This window comes from Rhizobium sp. BK196 (assembly GCF_014193255.1).
GTDB lineage: Bacteria > Pseudomonadota > Alphaproteobacteria > Rhizobiales > Rhizobiaceae > Rhizobium.
Genome location: NZ_JACHZB010000003.1, coordinates 369134 through 391206, shown reverse-complemented (window position 1 = coordinate 391206; position 22073 = coordinate 369134). Strand labels below are relative to the sequence as shown.

The following is a 22073-nucleotide window of genomic DNA, read 5'->3' as shown; positions in this document are numbered from 1 at the left end:
CACAAAGCGCCCGCTTGATGAGGCCCTTAAAGCGGCATCGGATACTGCCGATGAACCTTCTCGATATCAGCAAGCACATCGCTGCTGAGCTCCACGTTCGCCGAGCCGATATCCGTCTTCAACTGCGCCATCGTGGTCGCGCCGATAATGACTGATGTCATGAAGCGGCGGGTTAGGCAGAAGGCGAGCGCCATCTGCGCCGGGTCGAGACCATGGCGGGCGGCGATACCGAAATATGCCTTCGTCGGCGCCTCCTGCAGCGGCTGCAAGCGGCCGCCAAGGTCGCCGTTGATCGCAGCGCGGCTGCCGACGGGCTTCTCGCCATTGACGTATTTACCGGTGAGAATGCCTGCCGCAAGGGGAGAGTAGGCGAGCAGGCCGACATCCTCGTGGTGCGAAAGTTCTGCCATGTCGAGATCGAAGTGGCGGTAGAGAAGATTGTATTCGTTCTGGACGCTGGCGACGCGCGGCAGGTTCAGCTGCTCGGACAGCGTCACATACTTCTGGATACCCCAGGTCGTTTCATTGGAGAGGCCGAAGGCACGGATCTTGCCTTCCTTTACCAGTTCGCCCGCCGTTTCCAGGATATCGGTCATGTTGGCGATGGCTTTGGCGCGATCCTGCTTGAAGGGATCGTAGTGCCAGCTCTGGCGGAAATGGAAATGGCCGCGGTTCGGCCAATGGATCTGGTAGAGGTCGATATAATCCGTCTTCAGCCGCTTCAGGCTGGCCTCGAGCGCAAGGCGGATATTCTTGGCATCGGCACCTTCGCCGTTGCGGATATAAGAGCGACCCGTGCCGGCAACCTTGGTGGCAAGGATGATATCCTTGCGCTTGCCGGTCTTTTCGAACCAGCTGCCGATATACTCTTCCGTGCGGCCCTGCGTTTCGGCAGAAACCGGCGTAGTCGGGTAAAGCTCGGCAGTATCGAAGAAATTGATACCTTCCCTTACGGCGTAGTCCATCTGTTCGTGGGCTTCCGCCTCGCTGTTCTGTGTGCCCCAGGTCATCGTGCCAAGGCAAATCTCGGAAACGGAAATATCTGTGCGGCCTAATTTATTGTATTTCATCGGAAACCTTGGACGTGGTCTGGGAAAGAAAGAGCTTGGGAAGAGCCGCGCAAATCTAGGCCGGATTTGCGCAAGCGCAAGGGGAAAAACCGGGTGTTCCCGCTGGGGCGAAAGGCTTTGGAGAGAATCTCCCGCCACTTGACTCTGAAAGAAAGAATGTCAATTGGAGGCGAAATGGCCCGATGGGCACTATCGAGGGACTGAATATGACCATTGCTTTCACTTTTCCCGGCCAGGGCAGCCAGGCCGTCGGCATGGGCAAGGATCTCGCAGAGAATTTTGCGGAGGCCCGCGCCGTTTTCGAAGAGGTCGATGAAGCGCTCGGTGAAAAGCTTTCGGATGTCATGTTCAACGGTCCCGAGGACAAGCTGACGCTGACGGCGAACGCCCAGCCGGCGCTGATGGCCGTTTCCATGGCCGTCATTCGCGTTCTGGAAGCCAAGGGCCTCGACCTGAAGTCCAAGGTTGCCTATGTCGCCGGTCATTCACTCGGCGAATATTCCGCCCTCTGTGCCGCCGGCACCTTCTCCATCGCCGACACAGCCCGTCTCCTGCGCATCCGCGGCAATGCCATGCAGGCCGCAGTTCCGGTCGGTGTCGGCGCCATGGCCGCCATTATCGGCCTCGAACATGCCGATGTGCAGGCGGTATGCGAAGAAGCTGCAGCCACCGGCTCCTGCCAGATCGCCAATGATAATGGCGGCGGCCAGCTCGTCATTTCAGGCGAGAAGTCGGCCGTCGAGAAGGCCGCTGGCCTTGCGACCGACAAGGGTGCTAAGCGTGCCATCCTGCTGCCGGTTTCCGCTCCCTTCCATTCAAAGCTGATGGCGCCGGCCGCGGACGCGATGCGCGAGGCACTCGCCGGCGTGAAGAAGGCCAATCCGGTCGTCCCCGTCATCGCCAATGTCCGCGCCGCACCCGTCACGGATGCCGAAGAAATCGCCAGGCTTCTCGTCGAACAGGTCATCGGACAGGTGCGCTGGCGCGAGACGGTGGAATGGTTTGCAGCAAATGGCGTGACCACGCTTTACGAACTCGGCGCCGGCAAGGTACTGACCGGTCTTGCACGCCGCATCGACAAGAATATCAATGGTATCGCGGTCAACGGTCCGGCCGATATCGACGCTGCCATTGCCGCTCTCACGGCCTGATTGCCCCACGTTATATAAGGAACGCTCTCATGTTCGATCTTTCCGGCCGCAAGGCTCTCGTCACCGGCGCATCGGGCGGTATCGGCGAGGAAATCGCCCACCTTCTCCACAAGCAGGGCGCCATCGTCGGCCTGCACGGCACCCGTGTCGAAAAGCTCGAAGCCCTGGCAAATGAGCTCGGCGACCGCGTGAAGATCTTCCCGGCGAACCTGTCGGATCGCGATGAGGTGAAGGCTCTCGGCCAGAAGGCGGAAGCCGATCTCGAAGGCGTCGATATCCTGGTCAACAACGCCGGCATCACCAAGGACGGTCTCTTCGTGCGCATGAGCGACGAGGACTGGGATGCCGTTCTCGAAGTGAACCTGACGGCGACCTTCCGCCTGACGCGAGAGCTCACCCATCCGATGATGCGCCGCCGTTATGGCCGCATCATCAACATCACCTCGATTGTCGGCGTGACCGGCAATCCGGGACAGGCCAACTACTGCGCCTCCAAGGCCGGCATGATCGGCTTCTCGAAATCGCTTGCGCAGGAAATCGCCACCCGCAACGTGACGGTCAACTGCATCGCTCCGGGCTTCATCGAAAGCGCCATGACCGGCAAGCTGAACGAAAAGCAGAAGGAAACGATCATGGGCGCGATCCCCATGAAGCGCATGGGCACCGGCGCCGAAGTGGCCTCTGCCGTCGTCTATCTGGCCTCCTCGGAAGCGGCCTATATGACGGGTCAGACCCTGCACGTAAACGGCGGCATGGCCATGATCTGAAACGATTAGCTGCCGCGGCCGCCAATTTCACTCAATAGCGTGTTGAGCAATCACGAACGGTTGATTTTCTGGCTTTGCGGCAGACTTAAAGCATGTTAAGCGGGCCATGACTGTCAACAGTCGTCCCGAAAAAAGCAGACGGACCGGCGGGCTTTTCGCAAGCCTGGGACTTCTCTAAAGCCGGGTAAACGAGTTTGCCGAGGATGTCTGAAAGCATCGCAGGCTGAAACAGGGTAGGGGTGTCAGAAGGACATTCCGATCAGGACATAAGGTCGAGGAAACCGACATGAGCGATATCGCAGAACGCGTAAAGAAAATTGTTATTGATCATCTTGGCGTCGATGCCGACAAGGTCGTCGAGAGCGCCAGCTTTATCGACGATCTGGGCGCCGACTCGCTCGACACGGTCGAACTGGTCATGGCTTTCGAAGAAGAATTCGGCGTTGAAATCCCCGACGATGCCGCTGACTCGATCCTGACGGTTGGCGATGCCGTGAAGTTCATTGAAAAGGCTCAGGCCTGATTCTGCGCATTCGAGAAAGGGCGGGCCAAGAGTCCGCCCTTTTCTTTTGAGCATGTTTCTCCATAAAACATAACAGACGGGGGAAAGCAGTCGATGAGAAGGGTCGTCATTACAGGTACCGGCATGGTATCGCCGTTGGGATGCGGAACGGAAATTACCTGGTCTCGGCTGCTTGCGGGAGCAAACGGCGCCCGCCTCGTGACTGAATTCGAGGTCGACGATCTCCCTGCCAAGATCGCTTGCCGCATCCCCGTCGGCGATGGTTCGGACGGCACCTTCAATCCGGACGACTGGATGGAGCCGAAGGAACAGCGCAAGGTAGATCCCTTCATCATCTATGGCATGGCCGCCGCCGATATGGCGCTCGAGGATGCCGACTGGCATCCCGAGACCGATGAGGATCAGATCGCGACAGGCGTTCTGATCGGCTCCGGCATTGGCGGTATCGAGGGCATTGTCGAGGCCGGCTATACGCTGCGCGACAAAGGCCCGCGCCGCATCTCTCCTTTCTTCATTCCCGGCCGCTTGATCAATCTCGTCTCCGGCCAGGTCTCCATTCGCCACAAGCTGCGCGGCCCGAACCATTCGGTCGTCACCGCCTGCTCCACCGGTGCGCACGCCATTGGCGATGCTGCCCGCCTCATCGCGCTCGGCGATGCCGATGTCATGGTTGCCGGCGGCACGGAATCCCCGGTCAGCCGCATTTCGCTCGCCGGCTTTGCCGCCTGCAAGGCGTTGTCGACGCAGCATAACGACGATCCTCAAAAGGCCTCGCGCCCTTATGACAGGGACCGAGATGGTTTCGTCATGGGCGAGGGCGCCGGCATCGTGGTTCTCGAAGAACTGGACCATGCGCTGGCACGCGGTGCGAAGATCTATGCGGAAGTGGTCGGTTACGGCCTCTCCGGCGACGCCTTCCACATCACCGCTCCGTCCGAAGACGGCGACGGCGCGTTCCGCTGCATGACCATGGCGCTGAAGCGCGCCGGCCTGACGTCTGCCGATGTCGACTACATCAACGCTCATGGCACGTCGACCATGGCCGACACGATCGAGCTCGGTGCCGTCGAGCGCCTCGTCGGCAATGCGGCGTCGAAGATTTCCATGTCGTCGACCAAATCCGCGACCGGTCACCTGCTGGGTGCTGCCGGCGCCATCGAGGCGATCTTCACGACCCTCGCGATCCGCGACAACGTCGCCCCTCCAACGCTCAATCTCGATAACCCTGAGCGGGAAACCGCAATCGATCTTGTTCCGCACAAGGCTCGTGAGCGAGAAATCAATGTGGCGCTATCCAACTCGTTCGGATTCGGCGGCACGAATGCATCGCTCGTGCTGCGCCGTTACGTCGCGTAACAGGCGGTTTCCGAGGGCGGGCGAACGTCAAACGGCGCCATGATGCGCGGCAGAACCTGTTTTTTGCCGCATTACTTCGCGAAATAGCGAAGCGGGCTTAGTTTTAAAGGATTGCCGGTGAGCGACACGACCAACCAGAGCAGCGATAACGGCCAGAACGGTCAGCCGGCGCAGAAGGGACCGATCATCCCGAAATCGCCGAGCGAAGCCCTGCGTCCGGAACGTGTTCCCGAGCCGCCGAAGCGCTCCAGGAATGCCCGCAGCCAGGTGGTCCTCTTCCTGAATTTCGTTATGACCATGGCGGTGGTCGTCTGCATCGCCGGTCTCATCGGCTTCTACTACGCTATCACCGCCTACCAAAACCCCGGCCCGCTGCAGACGAACACCAATTTCATCGTCCGCAATGGTGCAGGCCTTGCGGAAATAGCGACGAACCTCGAGCGCAATCTCATCATCTCGGATGCCCGCGTCTTCCGCTATCTGACCGCGACGCATCTGAGCGCAGGCGAAAGCCTCAAGGCAGGTGAATACGAGATCAAGGCGCATGCCTCCATGAACGAGATCATGGAACTCCTGAAATCCGGCAAGTCCATCCTCTATTCCGTCTCCTTCCCCGAAGGGCTGACGGTGCGGCAGATGTTCGACCGTTTGCTGGACGATCCGGTTCTTGAGGGCGACCTGCCGGCCGCTCTGCCAGCGGAAGGCAGCCTGCGGCCGGATACCTACAAGTTCTCGCGTGGCACCAAGCGGTCTGAGATCATCGACCAGATGGCTGCCGCCCAGCAGAAGCTGGTCGACCAGATCTGGGAACGGCGTGATCCTTCGCTGCTCTTGAAGAGCAAGGAAGAGTTCGTCACCCTCGCCTCAATCGTCGAGAAGGAGACGGGCGTGCCGGATGAGCGCGCTCATGTCGCCTCAGTCTTCCTGAACCGTCTCGGCAAAGGTATGCGCCTGCAGTCCGATCCGACCATCATCTACGGTCTCTTCGGCGGCGAGGGCAAACCAGCCGACCGGCCGATCTACCAGTCGGACCTGAAGAAAGAGACGCCCTTCAACACCTACGTCGTCAAGGGCCTGCCGCCCACGCCGATCGCCAATCCCGGCAAGGACGCGCTGGAAGCTGTCGCCAATCCCTGGAAGACGCAGGACCTCTATTTCGTCGCCGATGGCACCGGCGGCCACGTCTTTGCGGCAACGCTCGAGGAGCACAACGCTAACGTCAAGCGCTGGCGCAAGCTGGAAGCCGACAAGGGCGCGGATCCCGAAATTGCCGTCGACGGACAGCCGGAAGATCAGCCTGCGGACAATACATCCGCGGTTCCGCCGAAGAAAAAGAAGATCAACTGATATCGGAGGCCTTTGATGGCATTGCAGTCCATGACTGGTTTTGCGCGGCGCGAAGGAACGACCGGCCGCTGGCGCTGGGCATGGGAACTGCGTTCGGTCAACGGCAAGGGCCTCGATCTTCGCCTCCGTCTGCCACCCGGTCTGGAGCGCCTCGAAACGGATGTTCGCCGCATTGCCGGCGAGAATTTCAGTCGTGGCAATCTGCAGGCCACACTGGCGCTGACGACAGGCGAAAGCCAGCTTGAAGCTGTGCTCAATCAGGATGCCTTTGCTGCCGTCCTCACCATGCGCGACAAGCTGGAAGGTCTTATCGATCCGGCGCCGCTAAGGCTTGATACCCTGCTTTCCATCCGAGGCCTCGTCGACTTCCGCGAGACGCAGGACAGCGAAGAGACTGTCGCCGCGCGCGATGCCGATATCCTGTCGGGACTGACGGCGGCACTGTCCGATCTCAAGGCCATGCGTGAACAGGAGGGTGCCGCACTGGCGCGTGTGCTTCTCGGCCATGTTGCTGCGATCGAAGCTCTGACAGGTGCGATCGAGTCCGATCCCTCGCGCTCCCCGCAGGAGATTGCAGCGAAGCTCTCCGCGCAGGTCTCGCTCCTCATGGAAGGAGCCGGTGCGCTCGACCGTGATCGGCTGCACGCGGAAGCCGCACTGCTGGCCACCAAGGCGGATATGCGCGAAGAGATCGACCGGCTGAAGGCCCATGTCGCCGCCGCCCGCGATCTCGTGACAAAAGGTGGACCGGTTGGCCGAAAGCTCGATTTTCTTGCACAGGAATTTAACCGGGAATCGAATACAATCTGCTCGAAATCGAACGCTTCGGCCGTCACCGCAGCCGGCATCGAGCTGAAGGTGGTGATCGATCAGTTCCGTGAGCAGGTCCAGAATTTGGAGTAGGACATGAGCCCGGCGAAAATCTTGCCCGTCCAGATCGCCCGTCGCGGTCTGATGCTGGTTATCTCGTCGCCCTCTGGCGCCGGTAAATCCACCATCGCGCGTACGCTTTTGGAAACGGACAAACACATCGGCCTTTCCGTCAGCGTCACGACGCGCCAGCGCCGACCGAGCGAAGTGGAGGGCGTACACTATCATTTCAAGACGGTCCGGGAATTCGAGCGGCTGCGCGATTCCGATGCCCTGCTGGAATGGGCAGAGGTTCACGGCAATTTTTACGGCACACCTCGCGAACCGGTTGAGCAGGCCATGTCCGAAGGCCGCGACATGCTGTTCGATATCGACTGGCAGGGCGCCCAGCAATTGCAGCAAAAGATGCAGGCCGATGTGGTTTCGATCTTTGTTCTGCCGCCGACCATGACCGAGCTGCAGTCCCGTCTTCACCGCCGTGCCGAGGATTCTGAGGAAGTCATCCAGACGCGCCTCGCCAATTCCCGCGCCGAGATCGCGCACTGGCGCGAGTACGATTACGTCATCATCAATGATGACCTGAACGCCGCCTTTGATGCGGTGCAGTCGATCGTCAAGGCCGAGCGCCTGCGCCGCGACCGCCGCCACGGCATGTTCGATTTCGTCCGGGAATTGCTCGAAGAAACGCCGGTTCTTTAAAGCAATTCCAGCAAAAGCGTTCAGCGGTTTTGCGTGCGGAATTGCGTGGAAACAAAACGATAAAGCATTTCCGTGATTCGAAGAAAACGGAAATGCTTTTAGAGGCTGTTCGCCAGCCGGCAGAATTCCTCTACCGACAGGGTCTCCGCACGTCTGGCCGGATCAATGCCGGCTTTGACGAGCAGGTTCTCGCCGCCGATTGGCTTCAGGCTCTGGCGCAGCATCTTGCGGCGCTGGCCGAACGCAGCCTGCGTGACCCTTTCCAGATTGGCGACAGAGCAGGGGATCGGGGTTTCGTTCGGCGTCAGGTGGACTACTGTCGAGGTGACCTTCGGCGGCGGCGTGAAAGCCTGCGGCGAAATATCGAATGCCATGCGGGAATGTGTGCGCCATCCCGCCAGCACGCCGAGGCGGCCATAGTGATCGTCGTCTTCGGAGGCGACGATCCGCTCGCCGACTTCCTTCTGGAACATCAGCGTCAGCGATTGCCAGAAGGGCGGCCATGCCTTCGGCAGCAGCCAGTTCACGAGAAGCTGAGTGCCGACATTATAGGGCAGGTTGGCGATGATCTTGACGGGGCGGCCCGACGCCAGCGCCTCGAAATCGGTCTTCAGCGCATCGCCCTCGATGACGTCCAGCCGTCCGGGATAATGGTCGGCGATCTCGGCAAGAGCCGGCAGACAGCGTGCATCGCGTTCGACGGCGATGACCTTCCTCGCACCGAGGGCGAGGATCGCTCGCGTCAAGCCGCCGGGACCTGGACCGACTTCAAAGACCGTCACGTCGTCAAGCGCGCCGGCCGTGCGGGCAACCTTCTGCGTCAGGTTGAGATCGAGAAGGAAGTTCTGCCCGAGGGCCTTGCGCGCATCGAGCCCGTGACGCTGGATAACCTCGCGAAGCGGCGGCAGACCGTCGAGTGCAGCCATTAACGATGACTTTCCGCAGTCCGGCCAAGCTGCGCGCCGAGCTTCAGCGCGGCAACGAGGCTCGTCTCGCGGGCAAGTCCCTTGCCGGCAATGCCGAAGGCGGTGCCGTGATCGGGGGAGGTGCGTACGAAAGGAAGACCAAGCGTCACATTGACGGAATCGTCGAAGCCGAGCGCCTTGGCCGGGATCAGCGCCTGATCGTGATACATGCAGACGGCAACGTCATAACGGGCGCGCGCTTCGTCATGAAACATCGTATCGGCGGGAAGGGGACCGATCGCATCGATACCCTCGTCACGAAGGATCTGGACCGCCGGATGGATGATACTCTCGTCCTCCTCGCCGATCGCGCCGCCTTCGCCCGCATGCGGATTGAGCCCTGCAATGGCGAGCCGAGGAGAGGCGATCCCGAACCGCTGCTTCAGATCCCTGTCTGCGATCCGGCAGGTTTCGATGATCAGACCGAGCGTCAGCGCCTGCGGCACATCCTTGAGCGGAATGTGAATGGTGACGGGGATGGCGCGCAGCTTCGGTCCCGCGAGCATCATGACGGGCATGACAGTCTGACCGGTCGCATGCATTGCGAGGTCGGCCAGGAATTCCGTATGACCTGGAAACTTGAACCCCGCCTCGTAGAGCACCGACTTGGCGATCGGGTTGGTGACGACCGCAAGCGCTTCGCCTTGCATGACGAGCGCTACTGCCGCCTCGATTGAGGCGATCGTACCTTTTGCTGTCGCGATATGCGGCTCTCCTGCCGCAACATCGATGCCGGCCGGTATCGACATGATCGGCAGCGCGTCCGCAAATACACCGGGACTTTCGGCTGCATTGCCGATGGTGTGAAGGGGAATATCCAGGCCGAGCTTTCGTGCCCGCACAGCGAGCACATCGGGATCGCCGATCAGGAAGAATGGCGGCAGTCCAAGCTCGCGCCTGCGAAGCCAGGCCATCAGGGTGATATCTGGCCCAACGCCGGCCGGGTCGCCCTGGGTCAGTGCAAGCGGTCTCGAAAACGGTGTCCCCATGGAGAAATCAGCGATAGACGATCTGCGCACGCTTGCGCAGTTCATCCAGATATTTGGTGCTGTTTTCGTTTTCCGGCGCTGCCGATTTATTTGCCTTGTTCTTGTCCAGGTCCTCCTGACGGAACACCATTTCGGCCGCCTGGTCATCCGAGACCTGGCGCTGGCTGCAGATCGCAAGATACTCTACGCCCTTGTCGGTCACGCGCGTGGCCGTGGTATTGCCCTTGGCCCCTATGACCAGATCCTTCCAGTCCGCCGGAATTTCCGGGGCCAGCATGCGGCCGAGATCGCGGATCGAAACGTCCCGCATTGTGGCGGCGAAAGTCTTGGCCTGATCGCAGCCCGGATATTTGGAGCGCGATGCCTCAGCCTCGCTCTTGCGCTTGCCGGTGATCGCGTTGCGCTTGGATGCCGGAACAACGAAGATGACCTGCTGCAACATATATTCTGTCGTCACCGGCTTCTGCTTGTTGTTCTGCATCATGCGGTTGACCAGATCGTAATTCGATATTCGCGCGGTGGAACCGTAACGCGCATTGACGACACGCGGCCAGCTCATCTGCACGGCAATGAAGTTCTTGAAGTGGTCGACACCGACGCCGGCGCGATCGAGGATCTGTCCCATCTGCTCGACGGAAAGCTTGTTGCTGGCGGCAAACCGGGCGAAGGAGGCGTTGACGTCCTCCTGCGAGACCGACATACGCACGCGGGAAACCTCCTGCCGCTTCAGCGCCTCGTCGATAAGCTGCTCTTCGGCGGCTTTCGGATCACCCTTCTGGCGCTGCAGCCGCATGAAGGCCTGTCGCTTGGCGACATCCCCGCTCGTAATCGCGGTACCGTTTACCACGGCCTTGACCTCGCTCGCAGCGAAGACAGGGCTGCTGAAGGCGGCAAGCATGAAGGCTGCGCCTGCAACAAGCGTGGTTACGGTTTTCTTCGCGTCAATCATCTGTTGACCTCCCGATAGCGCCGCACGATCCAGCGCGCGGCGTTCCTTACCATAGACTGAGACGAGCGGAAATCGCATCTCCGCGATACCCCATGCCTCACATAACGACTGCTCGCAATGTCCTGCACAGGCTTACGGCGAAAGAATGGCCCGGCCGGAGATTTCCGGCCGTCCATTTGTCATCAGAGATTATTCGCGGCGTCACCCGTGCCCAGCCTGATGTCGCCGAGCGTGCGGAAGGTCAGGCGGGCAGCAATCGTCCAGTCGCTTGCCGTTTGGTCCGTCGTATCGCGGGCATCCGTATAGGCGATGGTGAAAATCGTGCACTCGTCTTCATAGGAAATGCCGAGCGTGCGCCTGGTGACGACACTATTGTTCAGATCCCAGGCAATGCCGCCGAAGATCGACCAATAGTCCTTGAACTTGATTCTGCTACTCGTCTGAATCTCGTCTTGGTCTTCGGCAAAGCCGTATTCCGGCTGGGCGGTAACGTGCGTATAGGTGACCTGGCCCGAGAAGGTATCGTTCTGATAGGCCGTGGTCAGATCGCCGCGATTGAAGGCGAAATCCTGTTCGTCCAGACGGTAGGAAGCCGCAACGGAAAGACCGAAAGGCATTTCGATACCGCCGAGGCCAACATAGTCGGATCGGTCGGTCTCAAGGCCCGAATCGGCGCCGACATTCACGAGGTCGTCGGTCGCAAACGAGTTCTGACCCGCGAGCTGATAGGACTGTCCGAAGATGCCGTGCAGCTTGTAGCCGCTGTCGAAGGTGCCGGTGTACTGGAAGCCAACGTTTGCGCGCGTCCCGCCTTCGATGCGGTCGTAGCCGGAGAACCGGTCGCGGTCGAAAAGGTTGGTCGCATCGAAAACGAAGCTCTGCGCATCTTCATTCGGCAGGCGACCGGCGAGCGGTTCATCCGGTCGCGCATAGATCTGGGCGATCGGCTCCAGAACATGCGTGCTATTGCTGGTCGTGAATAGGATCGGATAGCGCATTTCCAGCCCAGCCGTGACCATTCCGCGCGTTGCCGCACTATCGTCGAGATAGTTGCCGGCATACGGAACGCCGTTGGCGTTGACAGGACTGTCCATGTTGAGCGCGAAGGCATCGCCGCGCGCTGCGAGCAACGGTGTAATCACCAGGCCGGTCGGCGTCACGTAGGTGCGCTTCCACTGCACTTCCGTGGTCAAACGGGTCGTTTGACCCTCCAGGCCGCGGAAGCGGTCGAAACCTGCGACATTGTAAAAGTCGTCGTGGGTGCGCGAAATATTGGTGAGATTGACATCTGCAGAAAGCTCGCCGCCTGCAAGAGGCTGCGGCGCGACATAGTGATAGTCAAGCGTCGGGTAGACGATCGCCTGCTGCTTTTCCGCCGTGTCATGGCGGTCGGCATCCTGGACGTCGAAGTAGAAGGCGCGCAGGTCGAAGTAATTCCGCTTGCCAAGACCCGTGAGGTAAACGTTGTTCGCGTAGGGTGTCCCGGAATAACCCTGGATCTTGTAGGTGCGCGAGAAGTTGTTGTCGCTCTGCACCATCACATCCCAGCCGAATGTCCAGCGGGGATTGATCCTGAAGTTTGCTCTCGAGGCGACCATGCCGCGCTGTTCGACTTCGGCATCACTTGTGCCGGTGCTGAAGTTGCCGGGGTTCATCTGGTCGATGCCGGCAATGTGCATGGTCAGCGTGCCGTTTTCAAAGCGGCGGCGATATTCCCCTTCGAGCATGAAGCCCTGGGACGTATAGCCGGTGCCCGTAACGGTGAAATCCGAGCTTGGAGAAATGACGTAATAGTAGGGAACGGAAAGACCGTAGCCGAGATTTTGCGACACGCTCATCGACGGGAACAAAAAGCCCGACTTGCGCTTGACGGTATTGTCGGGGACCGTGATCCACGGAACGTAGGCGATCGGCTGGCCAAGCAGCTCGAAACGGGCGTGCTCCAGCCGGATCGTGTGTTTTTGGCCGTCTTGAATGACGCGTTGTGCCTTGACCTGCCAGAAGGGCGCGCGATCGGGTTTTTCGGCGCAAGGCAAACAGGCGGTATAGACCCCTTTGTTCAGAATCATCTGCGTGCCGCCGACCCTCTGGCCGGTCTCGGCAACGAGGCGAGTATTGTCGCTCGTCTCGATTCGCAGCGCGTTCATGAAGCCGTCTGCGAAATTGTCGGTCACATCGAGGCTGTCGGCATAAATACGGTTGCCGTCAGGAGTCGCCAGTTCGATGTTGCCGGTCGCCATCATGCGACCGGTCTTCTGGTTATAGTCGACCTTCTGGGCGACCATCCTGTAGCCGCCGTAATTGATCTGCACGCCGCCGATCACGGAGACGATCTCCTGGTCCTTGTCATAGACCAGTTCGTTTGCCGACAGCATCAGTTTTGCGTCCGGCGAGATATTCTGGCCGATCGCAGGCATGCCTGTAGTGTTCTCCTGGGCATACGCCAGAGGAGCGCTCTCAAAATAGGAACACAGAGCCGCACCTAGGAGCAGGGCAACCAACTGTTTACTAAAATTCTTGCGGTCGCCTACCGCCACTAGCCATCCTCCTGATGAAGCAGAATCGTTGCGCCTAAAGCGAGCGCCACGACCACGGGTATCCAAGTCGCCACAAACGGCGGCACGACACCGCTGCTTCCGAATGCTTTTACAAGCACGGTGACGACATAAAGCATGAAGCCTGAAAGGATTCCACCCAGAATCACAGAGCGTGATTGGTTGAACCGGCTAAATTTTAGAGACACTGTTGCAGCAATGAGAGTCATGGCCACCAAGAGCAGCGGCTGCGACAGCAGAGAGTTGAATTGAGTCTCAAGCGCCTTCGTGGAGATTCCGAAGGACTTGGCGGCAGCGATACGGTTGGAAAGGTCAAAGAAACCAATTGTTTCCGGCGCTGTCAGCCGCTCCTTGATGAAGTCTTGCTTCAGATTGGTACGAAGCTGTTCCGTAGCCTTACGCACTGGGATTTCCCCAGGCTTGCGTTCGACGACGTTGTTAAGCTGCCAGTAACCATCTTCCAATTTGGCCGATGAGGCATCCTGCCTCAGAATGACCTGACCGGCGGAATCGAAGTGGACAAGCACGGCGTCCATGAGCAACGTGCCGTTCTCCAGCACGGTCTTGGCGCCGATGATGACATCGTCCCGGCCACTGATCTGACGCAGCCACGGAACCTGCAGCGCCCGGATCATGGCATTGTCCTGACCGCGCCAGGCCGTTTCGAATTGCGTTGCCTGCCTCTGGCCCCAGGCGGCGAGCGGATTGAGCGCCACCACCGTCAGCACGCCGAGAATCAGAGACCCGGCGATAAAAGGCAGCATGAACTGCCAGACCGAGATGCCTGCGGCACGGGTGACAACGAGTTCATATTTCCGATTGAGGCCGATCAGCACGGTGATGCCGACGAACAGCGCCACGAAGGGAATGGTCTGCTGCAGGATCAATGGCAGGCGAACGGCGGTGAGAAGCACAGCGCCACCCAGTGTATAGCCGGGGAAATTGGAGATACGGCTTGCCGTCTCGCTGAAGTCGAGCAGAAAGGTGATAGCGCTCATGCCGATCAGGAACCACATGGTGGTCACGACATATCGGCGAAAAAAATACCGCGACAATGTCCCGAAAATCATCGTGCTGCGCCTCCGCCGCTCCGGTCCGTTGCGGCAAGGACTCGGTCCTGCGCGCGCTTCCAAACCGTTGAGGTTCGATTGCGGAGCGCAAGCGGCACGGAAAGCCGTTTATGCAGATTGAGGAAGATGATCGACGCGATGCCGGTGACGACAGGGATCGCGTAAAGGATGGGGATATAAATCGGATCGTTGTCGATCTGGTTGGCAACGTAAAATGCCGCCCAGCGCAATGTGAAAGCGAGGCCGAGTGCGCCGATCATCGGATGCATGCGCGCCTCGCGGTGTGAGCGTGCGTCACCTGCGATGGCAAGGGAAAAGAGTGCGAAAACGAAGGGAAGCGCCCAGTCCGTCAGGCGGCGATGCAGTTCGGCGGTATAGGTGCCGGGCTTGGCGATATAATCAGGATCTTTCGGATCGGGATGGAGCAGAAAGCCAAGATCGCGGTCGCTCGCGCGCAGCGTCGCCTGTCCGTTATTTTCCGTCATGTCGGAAAGGTCGAAGGAATAGGAATCGAACTTGATGACCGAGACGTTTCCATCGGGCGTTTTGCGATGGACTTCGCCGTCATGCATGATCAGCGACGTGCCGACGTCATCCACTGCGCCCTCACGAGCATAATAGATGAGCTCGTTATTCGGCTCGCGCTCGTCGGCGACGAAGAGGCCCTTCAGCATGCGACCGGCGAGCCGCTGCGAGATCTGCACATAGAGGCCTTCGTCGATCTTGCGGAAGGTCTTTTCCTCGATCACCGACGAAAGAAGGTCGGCATAGGTGGCGGCGATCATCTGCCGCACGACCGTCTTCGCACGCGGCTCGACGACATTGTCGACGAAGAACGAGAAAACGCTGACAAGGATCGCAAGCAGCAGGATCGGCCGAGCCAGGATGGTGCGACGGGCGCCGGCAGCATCGATCACGGTCAGTTCGGAATCGTTGTTCATCGTCGTCAGCGTCTGGGTAATGCCGATGACGAGTGCAAAGGGCAGCACGACAGGAATGATCGACGGCAGGATCAGCGTCGCAAGCATGGCGAAGGAGCCGATCGACTGGCCGCTGTCGGTCACCAGGTTGATGCGCTGCAGGACCTGGGTGGTCCAGATGATCGCGAGCACCGGGAGCAAGGCCACGAGAAACATCTGGCCAACACGCCGCAATATATATGTCTCGAGTAGTTTCATGCTCGCCCTTGAACGCGCCTGCAGGTCGATATGATCAGCAGGAGATTCCCTCTACGCTCTTTGTCTCGGTTTTGCGACAAGTCAGTGTCAAAAATTCATTCAAATTTCAGAATTTTTTTGTTGCCGTGGCGACTCAGCAAGTGCCATCAGCGCCGCGAATATGACGACCGAAGACAGCCATCCCAGCACAACGTCGGATAGATAATGTGCACCGAAGGAAAGCCGCATCGCGGGCGTCAGGATGGAGACGGCGGCAACGGGTCCAACAAGCGCATAGCGTAGCGACTTCGGAACGAAGATCAGCAGGCAGAACAGCCAGCCCGCGCTCGCCGCCTCTCCGGAAATGAAGGAGCAGTTGGAAACGCACTTGCCGGCCAATGAACCGGCCTCGGCGAAATGCAGCGTGCCGCCGAAGAGATCCGTCTGGATCGGCCGCGGCCGACCCCAATGTTCCTTGAGGATTACATTGACGAGAAGAACAGGACCGATCAGCAGCGTGCCGAGCGCAACCTTCAGATCGCGGGCGCGCGGCGCGTTGAATGTCGCGCCATGCTGCTGATAACATTGGGCGAGCTTCCACAACATGACCGCGGTCACGACATAGGGAACGTAGAAGAAGAGCGTGCGTAAGAGACCGAGGATCGCCTCGCTCCGATAGGGGAAGGAGCCGCAGATCTCAGTTGCCGCGGTCGACGCATCGCAGGCCGTCTGCACGAAAAAAAGCTGGGAGAAATAAATGTCTATCTCAGGAAAGGCGCGGAAGAGCGCAAGCAGTAGCCACCACATCCAGAAGAGCAGCACGAACACGCCGAATGCCGTTTGCGGCAGGCGAATTGCCGGACCCCGCCATCGATTTTTCAAAAAAACTGTCAACGCAAACATCTACGAAACTGACAAAAACTCTATTGGCCGGGCGGCCGCGCGGAACATAACAACAGTCGCCGGCCATTGACAGACCTGTCGAACGCGAAATTATCCCCCTGGCACGGATTTCATGAATCCCATCGGAGAAGACATGTCTGCAAAATTCGAAATTTCATTCTCAAAATCGGCAAAGCTCAGCGGCGGCCTTGCGATCCTTCTGAAGACATCCGGGGCCGACACCGCGGCTGGGGCCGACATTGCCGATCCGGCGGGGGTGATCGCCAAGGCGTCGAAGATTGCGCGCTTCTCGGCAAAGTCGTTGGCTGTTCTCGACCTGGTGGCGCCGGAAGGCGCGCCTGCGGAGCGCATCATCGTCCTTGGCCTCGGCAAGCCGGCAGACCTGACCGTCCACGACTGGCTGAAGGCCGGCGGCAGCGCTGCCTCGCGGATCAAGAATACTGAGAAAGCGACGATCTTCATCGATGCGCCGGGCGCAGATGTCAGCGCCAAGGCTGCGGCCGATTTCGCTCTCGGCATGCTGCTGCGCGCTTACAGCTTCGATACCTATAAGACGAAGAAGAATGACGACGAGGAGAAACAGGCGAAGTCGGTCAAGGTGACGATCGTCACGGCCGATGCGGCCGCTGCCAAGAAAGCCTTTGCCGATGCCGAAGCGGTTGCCGACGGCGTCAATCTCGCCCGTGATCTCGTCAACGAGCCGCCGAATGTGCTCGGCCCGGTGGAATTTGCCGCCAAGGCCAAAGAACTGGAAAAGCTGGGCGTTGAGGTGGAAATCCTCACCGAGCGCGAGATGCGACGCCTTGGCATGGGCGCGTTGCTCGGCGTTGCCCAAGGCTCCGTTCGTCCGCCGCGCCTTGCGGTTATGCAGTGGAAGGGTGGCAAGAGCAAGGACCGGCCCATCGCCTTCGTCGGCAAAGGTGTGGTCTTCGATACCGGCGGCATCTCGATCAAGCCGGCTGCCAACATGGAGGACATGAAGGGCGACATGGGCGGTGCGGCAGCCGTCACCGGCCTCATGCACACGCTCGCCGCGCGTAAGGCGGAGGTCAATGCCGTGGGTATCATCGGCCTTGTGGAAAACATGCCTGATGGCAACGCCCAGCGTCCGGGCGACATCGTCACCTCCATGTCCGGCCAGACGATCGAGATCATCAATACGGACGCGGAAGGCCGCCTCGTGCTCTGCGATGCGCTCTGGTATTGCAACGACCGCTTCAAGCCGCGGTTCATGATCAATCTTGCAACACTGACAGGCGCCATCATGGTCGCGCTCGGCAATAGTCATGCCGGTCTCTTCTCGAATGACGATCCCCTGTCTGCGCAGCTGACGACCGCCGGTCTCGTCACGAACGAGAAACTGTGGCGCATGCCGCTCGGCAAGGAATATGACAAGATGATCGACAGCAAGTTCGCCGACATGAAGAATACCGGCGGCCGCCTCGCCGGTTCCATCACTGCGGCCCATTTCCTCAAGCGCTTCGTGCAGGATACGCCCTGGGCGCATCTCGATATCGCTGGCACGGCCATGGGCTCGGTGCAGGACGAGATCAACCAATCTTGGGGCTCCGGTTTCGGCGTGCGCCTGCTCGATGAGCTGGTCCGCTCGAATTACGAAACACGATGACGGAAATCCTCTTCTACCACCTGACGGAATCGAAGCTGGAAGACGCGCTTCCGCCGTTGCTCGACAAGAGTATTGAGCGTGGCTGGCGCGTCGCCGTCCAGATGAAGGAGGCTGCGCGGCGCGATGCGCTGGATCAGCATCTGTGGACCTATCGAGAGGACAGCTTTCTGCCGCATGGCACGGATGAGGGAGATTTCGCAGCGGATCAGCCCGTTCTCCTGACGGTTTCGGCTGACAATGCCAATGCTGCGACCGTCCGCTTCATCGTCGATGGCGCCGAGCCGCCGACCGTCGCGGATTATGAGCGGATCGTCTTCATGTTCGACGGTTACGATCAGGAGCAGCTTGAAGGCGCGCGCGCCCAATGGAAGAAGCTGAAAGGCGAGGGGCACAGCCTCACCTATTGGCAGCAGACGCCGGAGGGACGGTGGGAGAAGAAGGCCTGACGGGAACGTCAGGCCAGACCGGCCTCGGCCAGAACCCTGTCGATGAAATCCTTCTTCGCGCCGGTATAGGCCGCACGACTCTCGGCATATTTTTCCGCGAGGCCGATCTTCAGTCCCTCATAGGCGATTGCAAGAGCCGGATCGTTTCGCAGCCTGTCGCGGAAAAAGATATCCCGCCTCCAGTTGAAGCCCTGATATTCAACGACATGAGCGAGATGCGTGCGCGTCTCCCCCATGACACCGCGGCCGAAGAGATGATCGTCGGGCACGATGTCGGCACCGGCATAGTCGTAGCCGATCGCCTCCATAGGCTTGATGCAGGCAAGTCCGTCATCAAGGCGGCGGACGCCGATCAGGATATCGATGATCGGTTTCGCCTTAATGCCTGGAATGGCGGTGCTACCGAAGTGCTGTATGTCGATTGCAAGAGGGCCAAGCGCGTTGCGGATCCTGGCCTCTTCCAGCAGATAGGCCTCCCGCCACTTGGCATTTGGGTTGGCGAGCCTCACCGCCAGATGTGGGACGCCCAATCCAAACGATTCATCCTGCTCCTGCTGCATGGAAAACGTCCCTCACGTTTCGTTTTCCTATTCTAGCATTCTGCAGGCACAATGGCATCTGCACGCAAGGCCGATCAGTCGTAGAACGCCTCGACGAATTTGCGCTTGCCGAGCATGAAGGCGTCGGCGACATGGCGCAGGGGCGCCAGATCGACATCCGACTTGCCGGCCTTGATGAGTTCGGCAAAGCGGCGATAAAGGGACGGATATTCGGCTTCCGGCGCAGAGAACTTCAGTTCGCCATCGACCGAGAGCTTCGAACCGCCTTCGGACAGAACCATCTGCCCGGCTGCCGTCTCAGCGATGATGTCCCAGCTCTGCTTGCCCGTCTGGCGCCAGTCGAATTCTGCGTGAACGGGAACGTAGTCGACATTGCGGAAATGCAGGTCGGCAGCAATTGGGGAGTCACGGTTTTCAGGGAACTCCAGCGTGCCGGCGCTGAGGAACATCGCCTTCGGCAGGATATGCGTGACGATCGAAAGCGCGTTGATACCCGGATCGAAAACGCCGAGACCGCCGGCCTGCCAGATCCATTCCTGGTTCGGATGCCAGTGGCGCACGTCTTCCTTCCAGATGACGTGCATGCTCTTCATTTCGGTCGAGGAAAGAAACGATTTGGCGGCTTCGACTGCTGCCGCATAACGCGAATGCCAGCTTGCAAACAGGGTCGCACCCTGCTTGTTGGCGAGATCTTCCAGATCTTCCACTTCGCTCAGCGTCGCACCCGGCGGTTTTTCAAGGAAAACGTGCTTGCCGGCGGCCAGCGCCTTGTAAGCCGCTTCATAGCGATACTGCGGCGGCATGCAGAGCGAAACGGCATCGATCGAAGGTTCGGCGTCGAGCATATCGTCGATCGACGTATAGGCGGTTACGCCATCGACTGTGCCGTGGCGGCTTGCCGTCGCCACCAGCTTAAAATCGGTATTGGCGGCGATGGAGGGAAGGTGCTGGTCGCGGACGATCTTGCCGACGCCGACGATGGCGAGGTTGATGGCTGACATTGTAAAGCTCGCGTTCGGTGTTTCGCTAAAAGTATGACTTATTGCGCGCCGTTTTATCAGAAAGCGGTCCGCGGGCAAGTCTGGTCTTTGGGAACAGACGACGCGATTTTTGAGCAATTGTCTAGCTCTTGAAGAGCGCGATGGTTCGCCTCAACTCGCCATGGCTCCTTCATATTCAGCGGAGAGTTCCAGCCATTGCTCTTCGGCGGCAGCGAGTTTGGCGGCTGCTTCGCCACGCTGCTTGGCTTTGTCAGCGGCTTTGGCGGGCGCCTTTTCATAGAGCGCAGGATCCGCAAGTTCCGCATCAAGTGCCTGAATCAGTTTCTCCAGCTTGCCCGTCAAGGATTCGATTTCATTGATCTTTTTCTTGAGAGGGGCGAGCGAGGCGCGCTTGTCGGCGTTCAGCTTGCGTTGATCGGCCTTCGATGCCTGGTCTTCAGACTGCTTCTGCTTTTCGTCGTCTTTTTTTTTGCCGGAAGCAACGATCAGGTCGCGATATTCATCCATATCGCCTTCGAAGCTCGTTACCGTACCATTGTTGACGAGCCAGAGGCGATCGACCGTCGCTTCGATCAGGTGCCGGTCGTGCGAAATCAGGATGACGGCACCGTCATAATCGTTCAGCGCCTCGATCAGGGCGCGGCGGCTGTCGATGTCGAGATGGTTCGTCGGCTCATCAAGGATCAAGAGGTTCGGTGCATGAAAGGCGGCAAGCCCCATCAGCAGGCGTGCCTTTTCGCCACCCGAGAGGTCTTTGGCCGCCGTCGCCATCTTTTCGGTCGCAAGGCCCATCTGCGCCACGCGGGAACGCACCTTGGCTTCCGACTCGGTCGGCATCAGCCGGCGCACATGCTCGACGGGTGTCTCGTTCGGCACGAGATCGTCGAGTTGATGCTGGGCGAAAAAGCCGATCTTCAGGCTGGGCGCCAGGCGCAGATCGCCGCTTTCCGGCGCCAGCCGCCCCGAAATGAACTTCGCGAAGGTCGATTTGCCGTTGCCGTTCGAGCCGAGCAGCGCGATGCGGTCGTCATTGTCGATGCGCAGATTGAGCCCCTTGAGGATCGGCTTGCCTGGCTCGTAGCCGACGGCGCCGCCGCTGATTGCGACGATCGGCGAGGCCGGCTGTTTTTCAGGCTCCGGGAAGGTGATCGGCTGAACGTGATCCTCGATCACGGCCGCGACCGTGCCCATACGCTCCAGCGCCTTGACGCGCGATTGGGCCTGCTTGGCCTTGGAGGCCTTGGCCTTGAAGCGGTCGATGAAGCTCTGCAGATGCTTGCGCGCCGCATCGTTCTTCGCTTTGGCCTTCATCTGCAGTTCGTCGGCTTCCGCTTTCTGCCGCTCGAACTGGTCGTAATTGCCGCGGTAGAAGGTGAGCTTCTTTTGATCAAGATGAACGATGGAATTGACTGCGTTGTTCAGCAGATCGCGATCATGGCTGATGATGATGACCGTGTGCGGATAGCGGCGGATATAATCCTCCAGCCACATCGTGCCTTCGAGGTCGAGATAGTTGGTCGGCTCGTCGAGCAAGAGCAGGTCCGGCTCGGTAAAGAGCACGGATGCGAGCGCCACGCGCATACGCCAGCCGCCCGAAAAGGAAGATGCGGGCCGGGCCTGCGCTTCCTGATTGAAGCCGAGGCCCGAGAGGATGCTGGCGGCGCGGGCTTCGGCCGAATGGGCGTCGATATCGACGAGGCGCATCTGGATTTCGGCGATACGATGCGGATCGGTTGCGGTTTCCGCCTCGGCAAGCAGCGCCGCGCGCTCCTTGTCGGCGGAAAGCACGATCGTGATCAGCGAATCCTCGGTGCCCGGCGCTTCCTGCTTCACCTGGCCCATGCGCGCATTCTTGGGGATCGATATTGTCCCGCTTTCGGCTCCCAGATCACCGGTTATAACGCGGAAGAGGGTGGATTTGCCGGCGCCGTTGCGTCCCACGAGCCCGGCCTTCGTGCCTGACGGCAGCGAGACGCTGGCATGGTCGAGAAGCAGACGACCGGCAATGCGGGCGGAAATATCTGATATCGTGATCATGCGCGCGGTTTTGGCCGAAAGCCGCCGCCAA

At 59.7% G+C, this 22073-nt stretch carries 20 protein-coding genes; 9 read left to right on the top strand and 11 right to left on the bottom strand.

All coding sequences use genetic code 11. The annotated features are described in order from the left end of the window. Positions 1 to 26 precede the first annotated feature (26 nt). Entirely contained in the window at positions 27 to 1070 is a 1044-nt protein-coding gene (locus tag FHT78_RS13055) for an aldo/keto reductase (protein WP_183744256.1), read from the bottom strand. Between the two features lie 206 nt (positions 1071 to 1276). Here FHT78_RS13055 and fabD point away from each other — a divergent pair, with 206 nt between their 5' ends. The 7 genes from fabD to gmk all read left to right on the top strand — a co-directional run bounded on the left by fabD (position 1277) and on the right by gmk (position 7783). Further along, positions 1277 to 2221, top strand: coding sequence for an ACP S-malonyltransferase (fabD, locus tag FHT78_RS13050; RefSeq protein WP_183744254.1), 945 nt, complete (start codon positions 1277 to 1279; stop codon positions 2219 to 2221). A gap of 29 nt (positions 2222 to 2250) precedes the next feature. Beyond that, positions 2251 to 2988 carry a 3-oxoacyl-[acyl-carrier-protein] reductase gene (gene fabG / locus FHT78_RS13045; RefSeq protein ID WP_183744252.1) on the top strand — a complete coding sequence of 246 codons (738 nt, stop codon included), beginning with the start codon at positions 2251 to 2253 and terminating at the stop codon, positions 2986 to 2988. A 286-nt stretch (positions 2989 to 3274) separates the two neighbouring features. Beyond that, positions 3275 to 3511: an acyl carrier protein gene (locus FHT78_RS13040; protein WP_003547058.1), complete on the top strand. Its 237-nt coding sequence runs from the start codon at positions 3275 to 3277 to the stop codon at positions 3509 to 3511. A 93-nt stretch (positions 3512 to 3604) separates the two neighbouring features. After that, positions 3605 to 4867, top strand: a complete 1263-nt coding sequence (fabF, locus tag FHT78_RS13035; RefSeq protein ID WP_183744250.1) for a beta-ketoacyl-ACP synthase II — start codon at positions 3605 to 3607, stop codon at positions 4865 to 4867. A 117-nt stretch (positions 4868 to 4984) separates the two neighbouring features. Then, entirely contained in the window at positions 4985 to 6214 is a 1230-nt protein-coding gene (mltG, locus tag FHT78_RS13030) for an endolytic transglycosylase MltG (RefSeq protein WP_183744248.1), read from the top strand. A gap of 15 nt (positions 6215 to 6229) precedes the next feature. Next, the gene (locus FHT78_RS13025) at positions 6230 to 7117 is read left to right on the top strand and encodes a YicC/YloC family endoribonuclease (RefSeq protein WP_183744246.1); all 888 of its coding nucleotides are present in this window, start codon (positions 6230 to 6232) and stop codon (positions 7115 to 7117) included. Positions 7118 to 7120: 3 nt separating this feature from the next. After that, positions 7121 to 7783, top strand: a complete 663-nt coding sequence (gene gmk / locus FHT78_RS13020) for a guanylate kinase (RefSeq protein WP_183744243.1) — start codon at positions 7121 to 7123, stop codon at positions 7781 to 7783. Positions 7784 to 7881: 98 nt separating this feature from the next. Here gmk and rsmA read toward each other — a convergent pair whose 3' ends face one another. The 7 genes from rsmA to FHT78_RS12985 form a co-directional block, all read right to left on the bottom strand. Continuing rightward, on the bottom strand, positions 7882 to 8709 hold the full coding sequence (gene rsmA / locus FHT78_RS13015; protein WP_183744240.1) for a 16S rRNA (adenine(1518)-N(6)/adenine(1519)-N(6))-dimethyltransferase RsmA: 828 nt from the start codon (positions 8707 to 8709) through the stop codon (positions 7882 to 7884). Further along, complete coding sequence (gene pdxA, locus FHT78_RS13010; RefSeq protein ID WP_183744238.1) at positions 8709 to 9737, bottom strand: 4-hydroxythreonine-4-phosphate dehydrogenase PdxA; 1029 nt, start codon at positions 9735 to 9737, stop codon at positions 8709 to 8711. Before pdxA ends, rsmA begins: the two co-directional genes overlap by 1 nt. A gap of 7 nt (positions 9738 to 9744) precedes the next feature. After that, positions 9745 to 10686 (bottom strand): peptidylprolyl isomerase, encoded by a 942-nt coding sequence (locus tag FHT78_RS13005; RefSeq protein ID WP_183744235.1) that lies wholly within the window; start codon positions 10684 to 10686, stop codon positions 9745 to 9747. A 182-nt stretch (positions 10687 to 10868) separates the two neighbouring features. Then, positions 10869 to 13223, bottom strand: a complete 2355-nt coding sequence (locus FHT78_RS13000) for an LPS-assembly protein LptD (RefSeq protein WP_183744232.1) — start codon at positions 13221 to 13223, stop codon at positions 10869 to 10871. Beyond that, complete coding sequence (gene lptG, locus FHT78_RS12995) at positions 13223 to 14311, bottom strand: LPS export ABC transporter permease LptG (RefSeq protein WP_183744229.1); 1089 nt, start codon at positions 14309 to 14311, stop codon at positions 13223 to 13225. Before lptG ends, FHT78_RS13000 begins: the two co-directional genes overlap by 1 nt. Further along, positions 14308 to 15489, bottom strand: a complete 1182-nt coding sequence (locus tag FHT78_RS12990) for an LptF/LptG family permease (RefSeq protein ID WP_183744226.1) — start codon at positions 15487 to 15489, stop codon at positions 14308 to 14310. The genes lptG and FHT78_RS12990 overlap by 4 nt, the downstream gene beginning before the upstream one ends. 99 nt (positions 15490 to 15588) lie before the next feature. Next, the gene (locus tag FHT78_RS12985; protein WP_183744223.1) at positions 15589 to 16362 is read right to left on the bottom strand and encodes a phosphatase PAP2 family protein; all 774 of its coding nucleotides are present in this window, start codon (positions 16360 to 16362) and stop codon (positions 15589 to 15591) included. Positions 16363 to 16504: 142 nt separating this feature from the next. Between FHT78_RS12985 and FHT78_RS12980 the strand changes: the two genes are divergently transcribed. Both FHT78_RS12980 and FHT78_RS12975 read left to right on the top strand, forming a co-directional pair. Beyond that, entirely contained in the window at positions 16505 to 17998 is a 1494-nt protein-coding gene (locus FHT78_RS12980) for a leucyl aminopeptidase (RefSeq protein WP_183744220.1), read from the top strand. After that, positions 17995 to 18444 carry a DNA polymerase III subunit chi gene (locus FHT78_RS12975; RefSeq protein ID WP_183744217.1) on the top strand — a complete coding sequence of 150 codons (450 nt, stop codon included), beginning with the start codon at positions 17995 to 17997 and terminating at the stop codon, positions 18442 to 18444. The genes FHT78_RS12980 and FHT78_RS12975 overlap by 4 nt, the downstream gene beginning before the upstream one ends. 8 nt (positions 18445 to 18452) lie before the next feature. Here FHT78_RS12975 and FHT78_RS12970 read toward each other — a convergent pair whose 3' ends face one another. From FHT78_RS12970 to FHT78_RS12960, 3 genes are all read right to left on the bottom strand, one after another. Beyond that, on the bottom strand, positions 18453 to 19004 hold the full coding sequence (locus FHT78_RS12970) for a GrpB family protein (RefSeq protein ID WP_183744214.1): 552 nt from the start codon (positions 19002 to 19004) through the stop codon (positions 18453 to 18455). Between the two features lie 74 nt (positions 19005 to 19078). Then, positions 19079 to 20005: a Gfo/Idh/MocA family oxidoreductase gene (locus FHT78_RS12965; protein ID WP_183744211.1), complete on the bottom strand. Its 927-nt coding sequence runs from the start codon at positions 20003 to 20005 to the stop codon at positions 19079 to 19081. A 150-nt stretch (positions 20006 to 20155) separates the two neighbouring features. Beyond that, entirely contained in the window at positions 20156 to 22042 is a 1887-nt protein-coding gene (locus FHT78_RS12960; protein WP_183744208.1) for an ABC-F family ATP-binding cassette domain-containing protein, read from the bottom strand. Positions 22043 to 22073 lie beyond the last annotated feature (31 nt).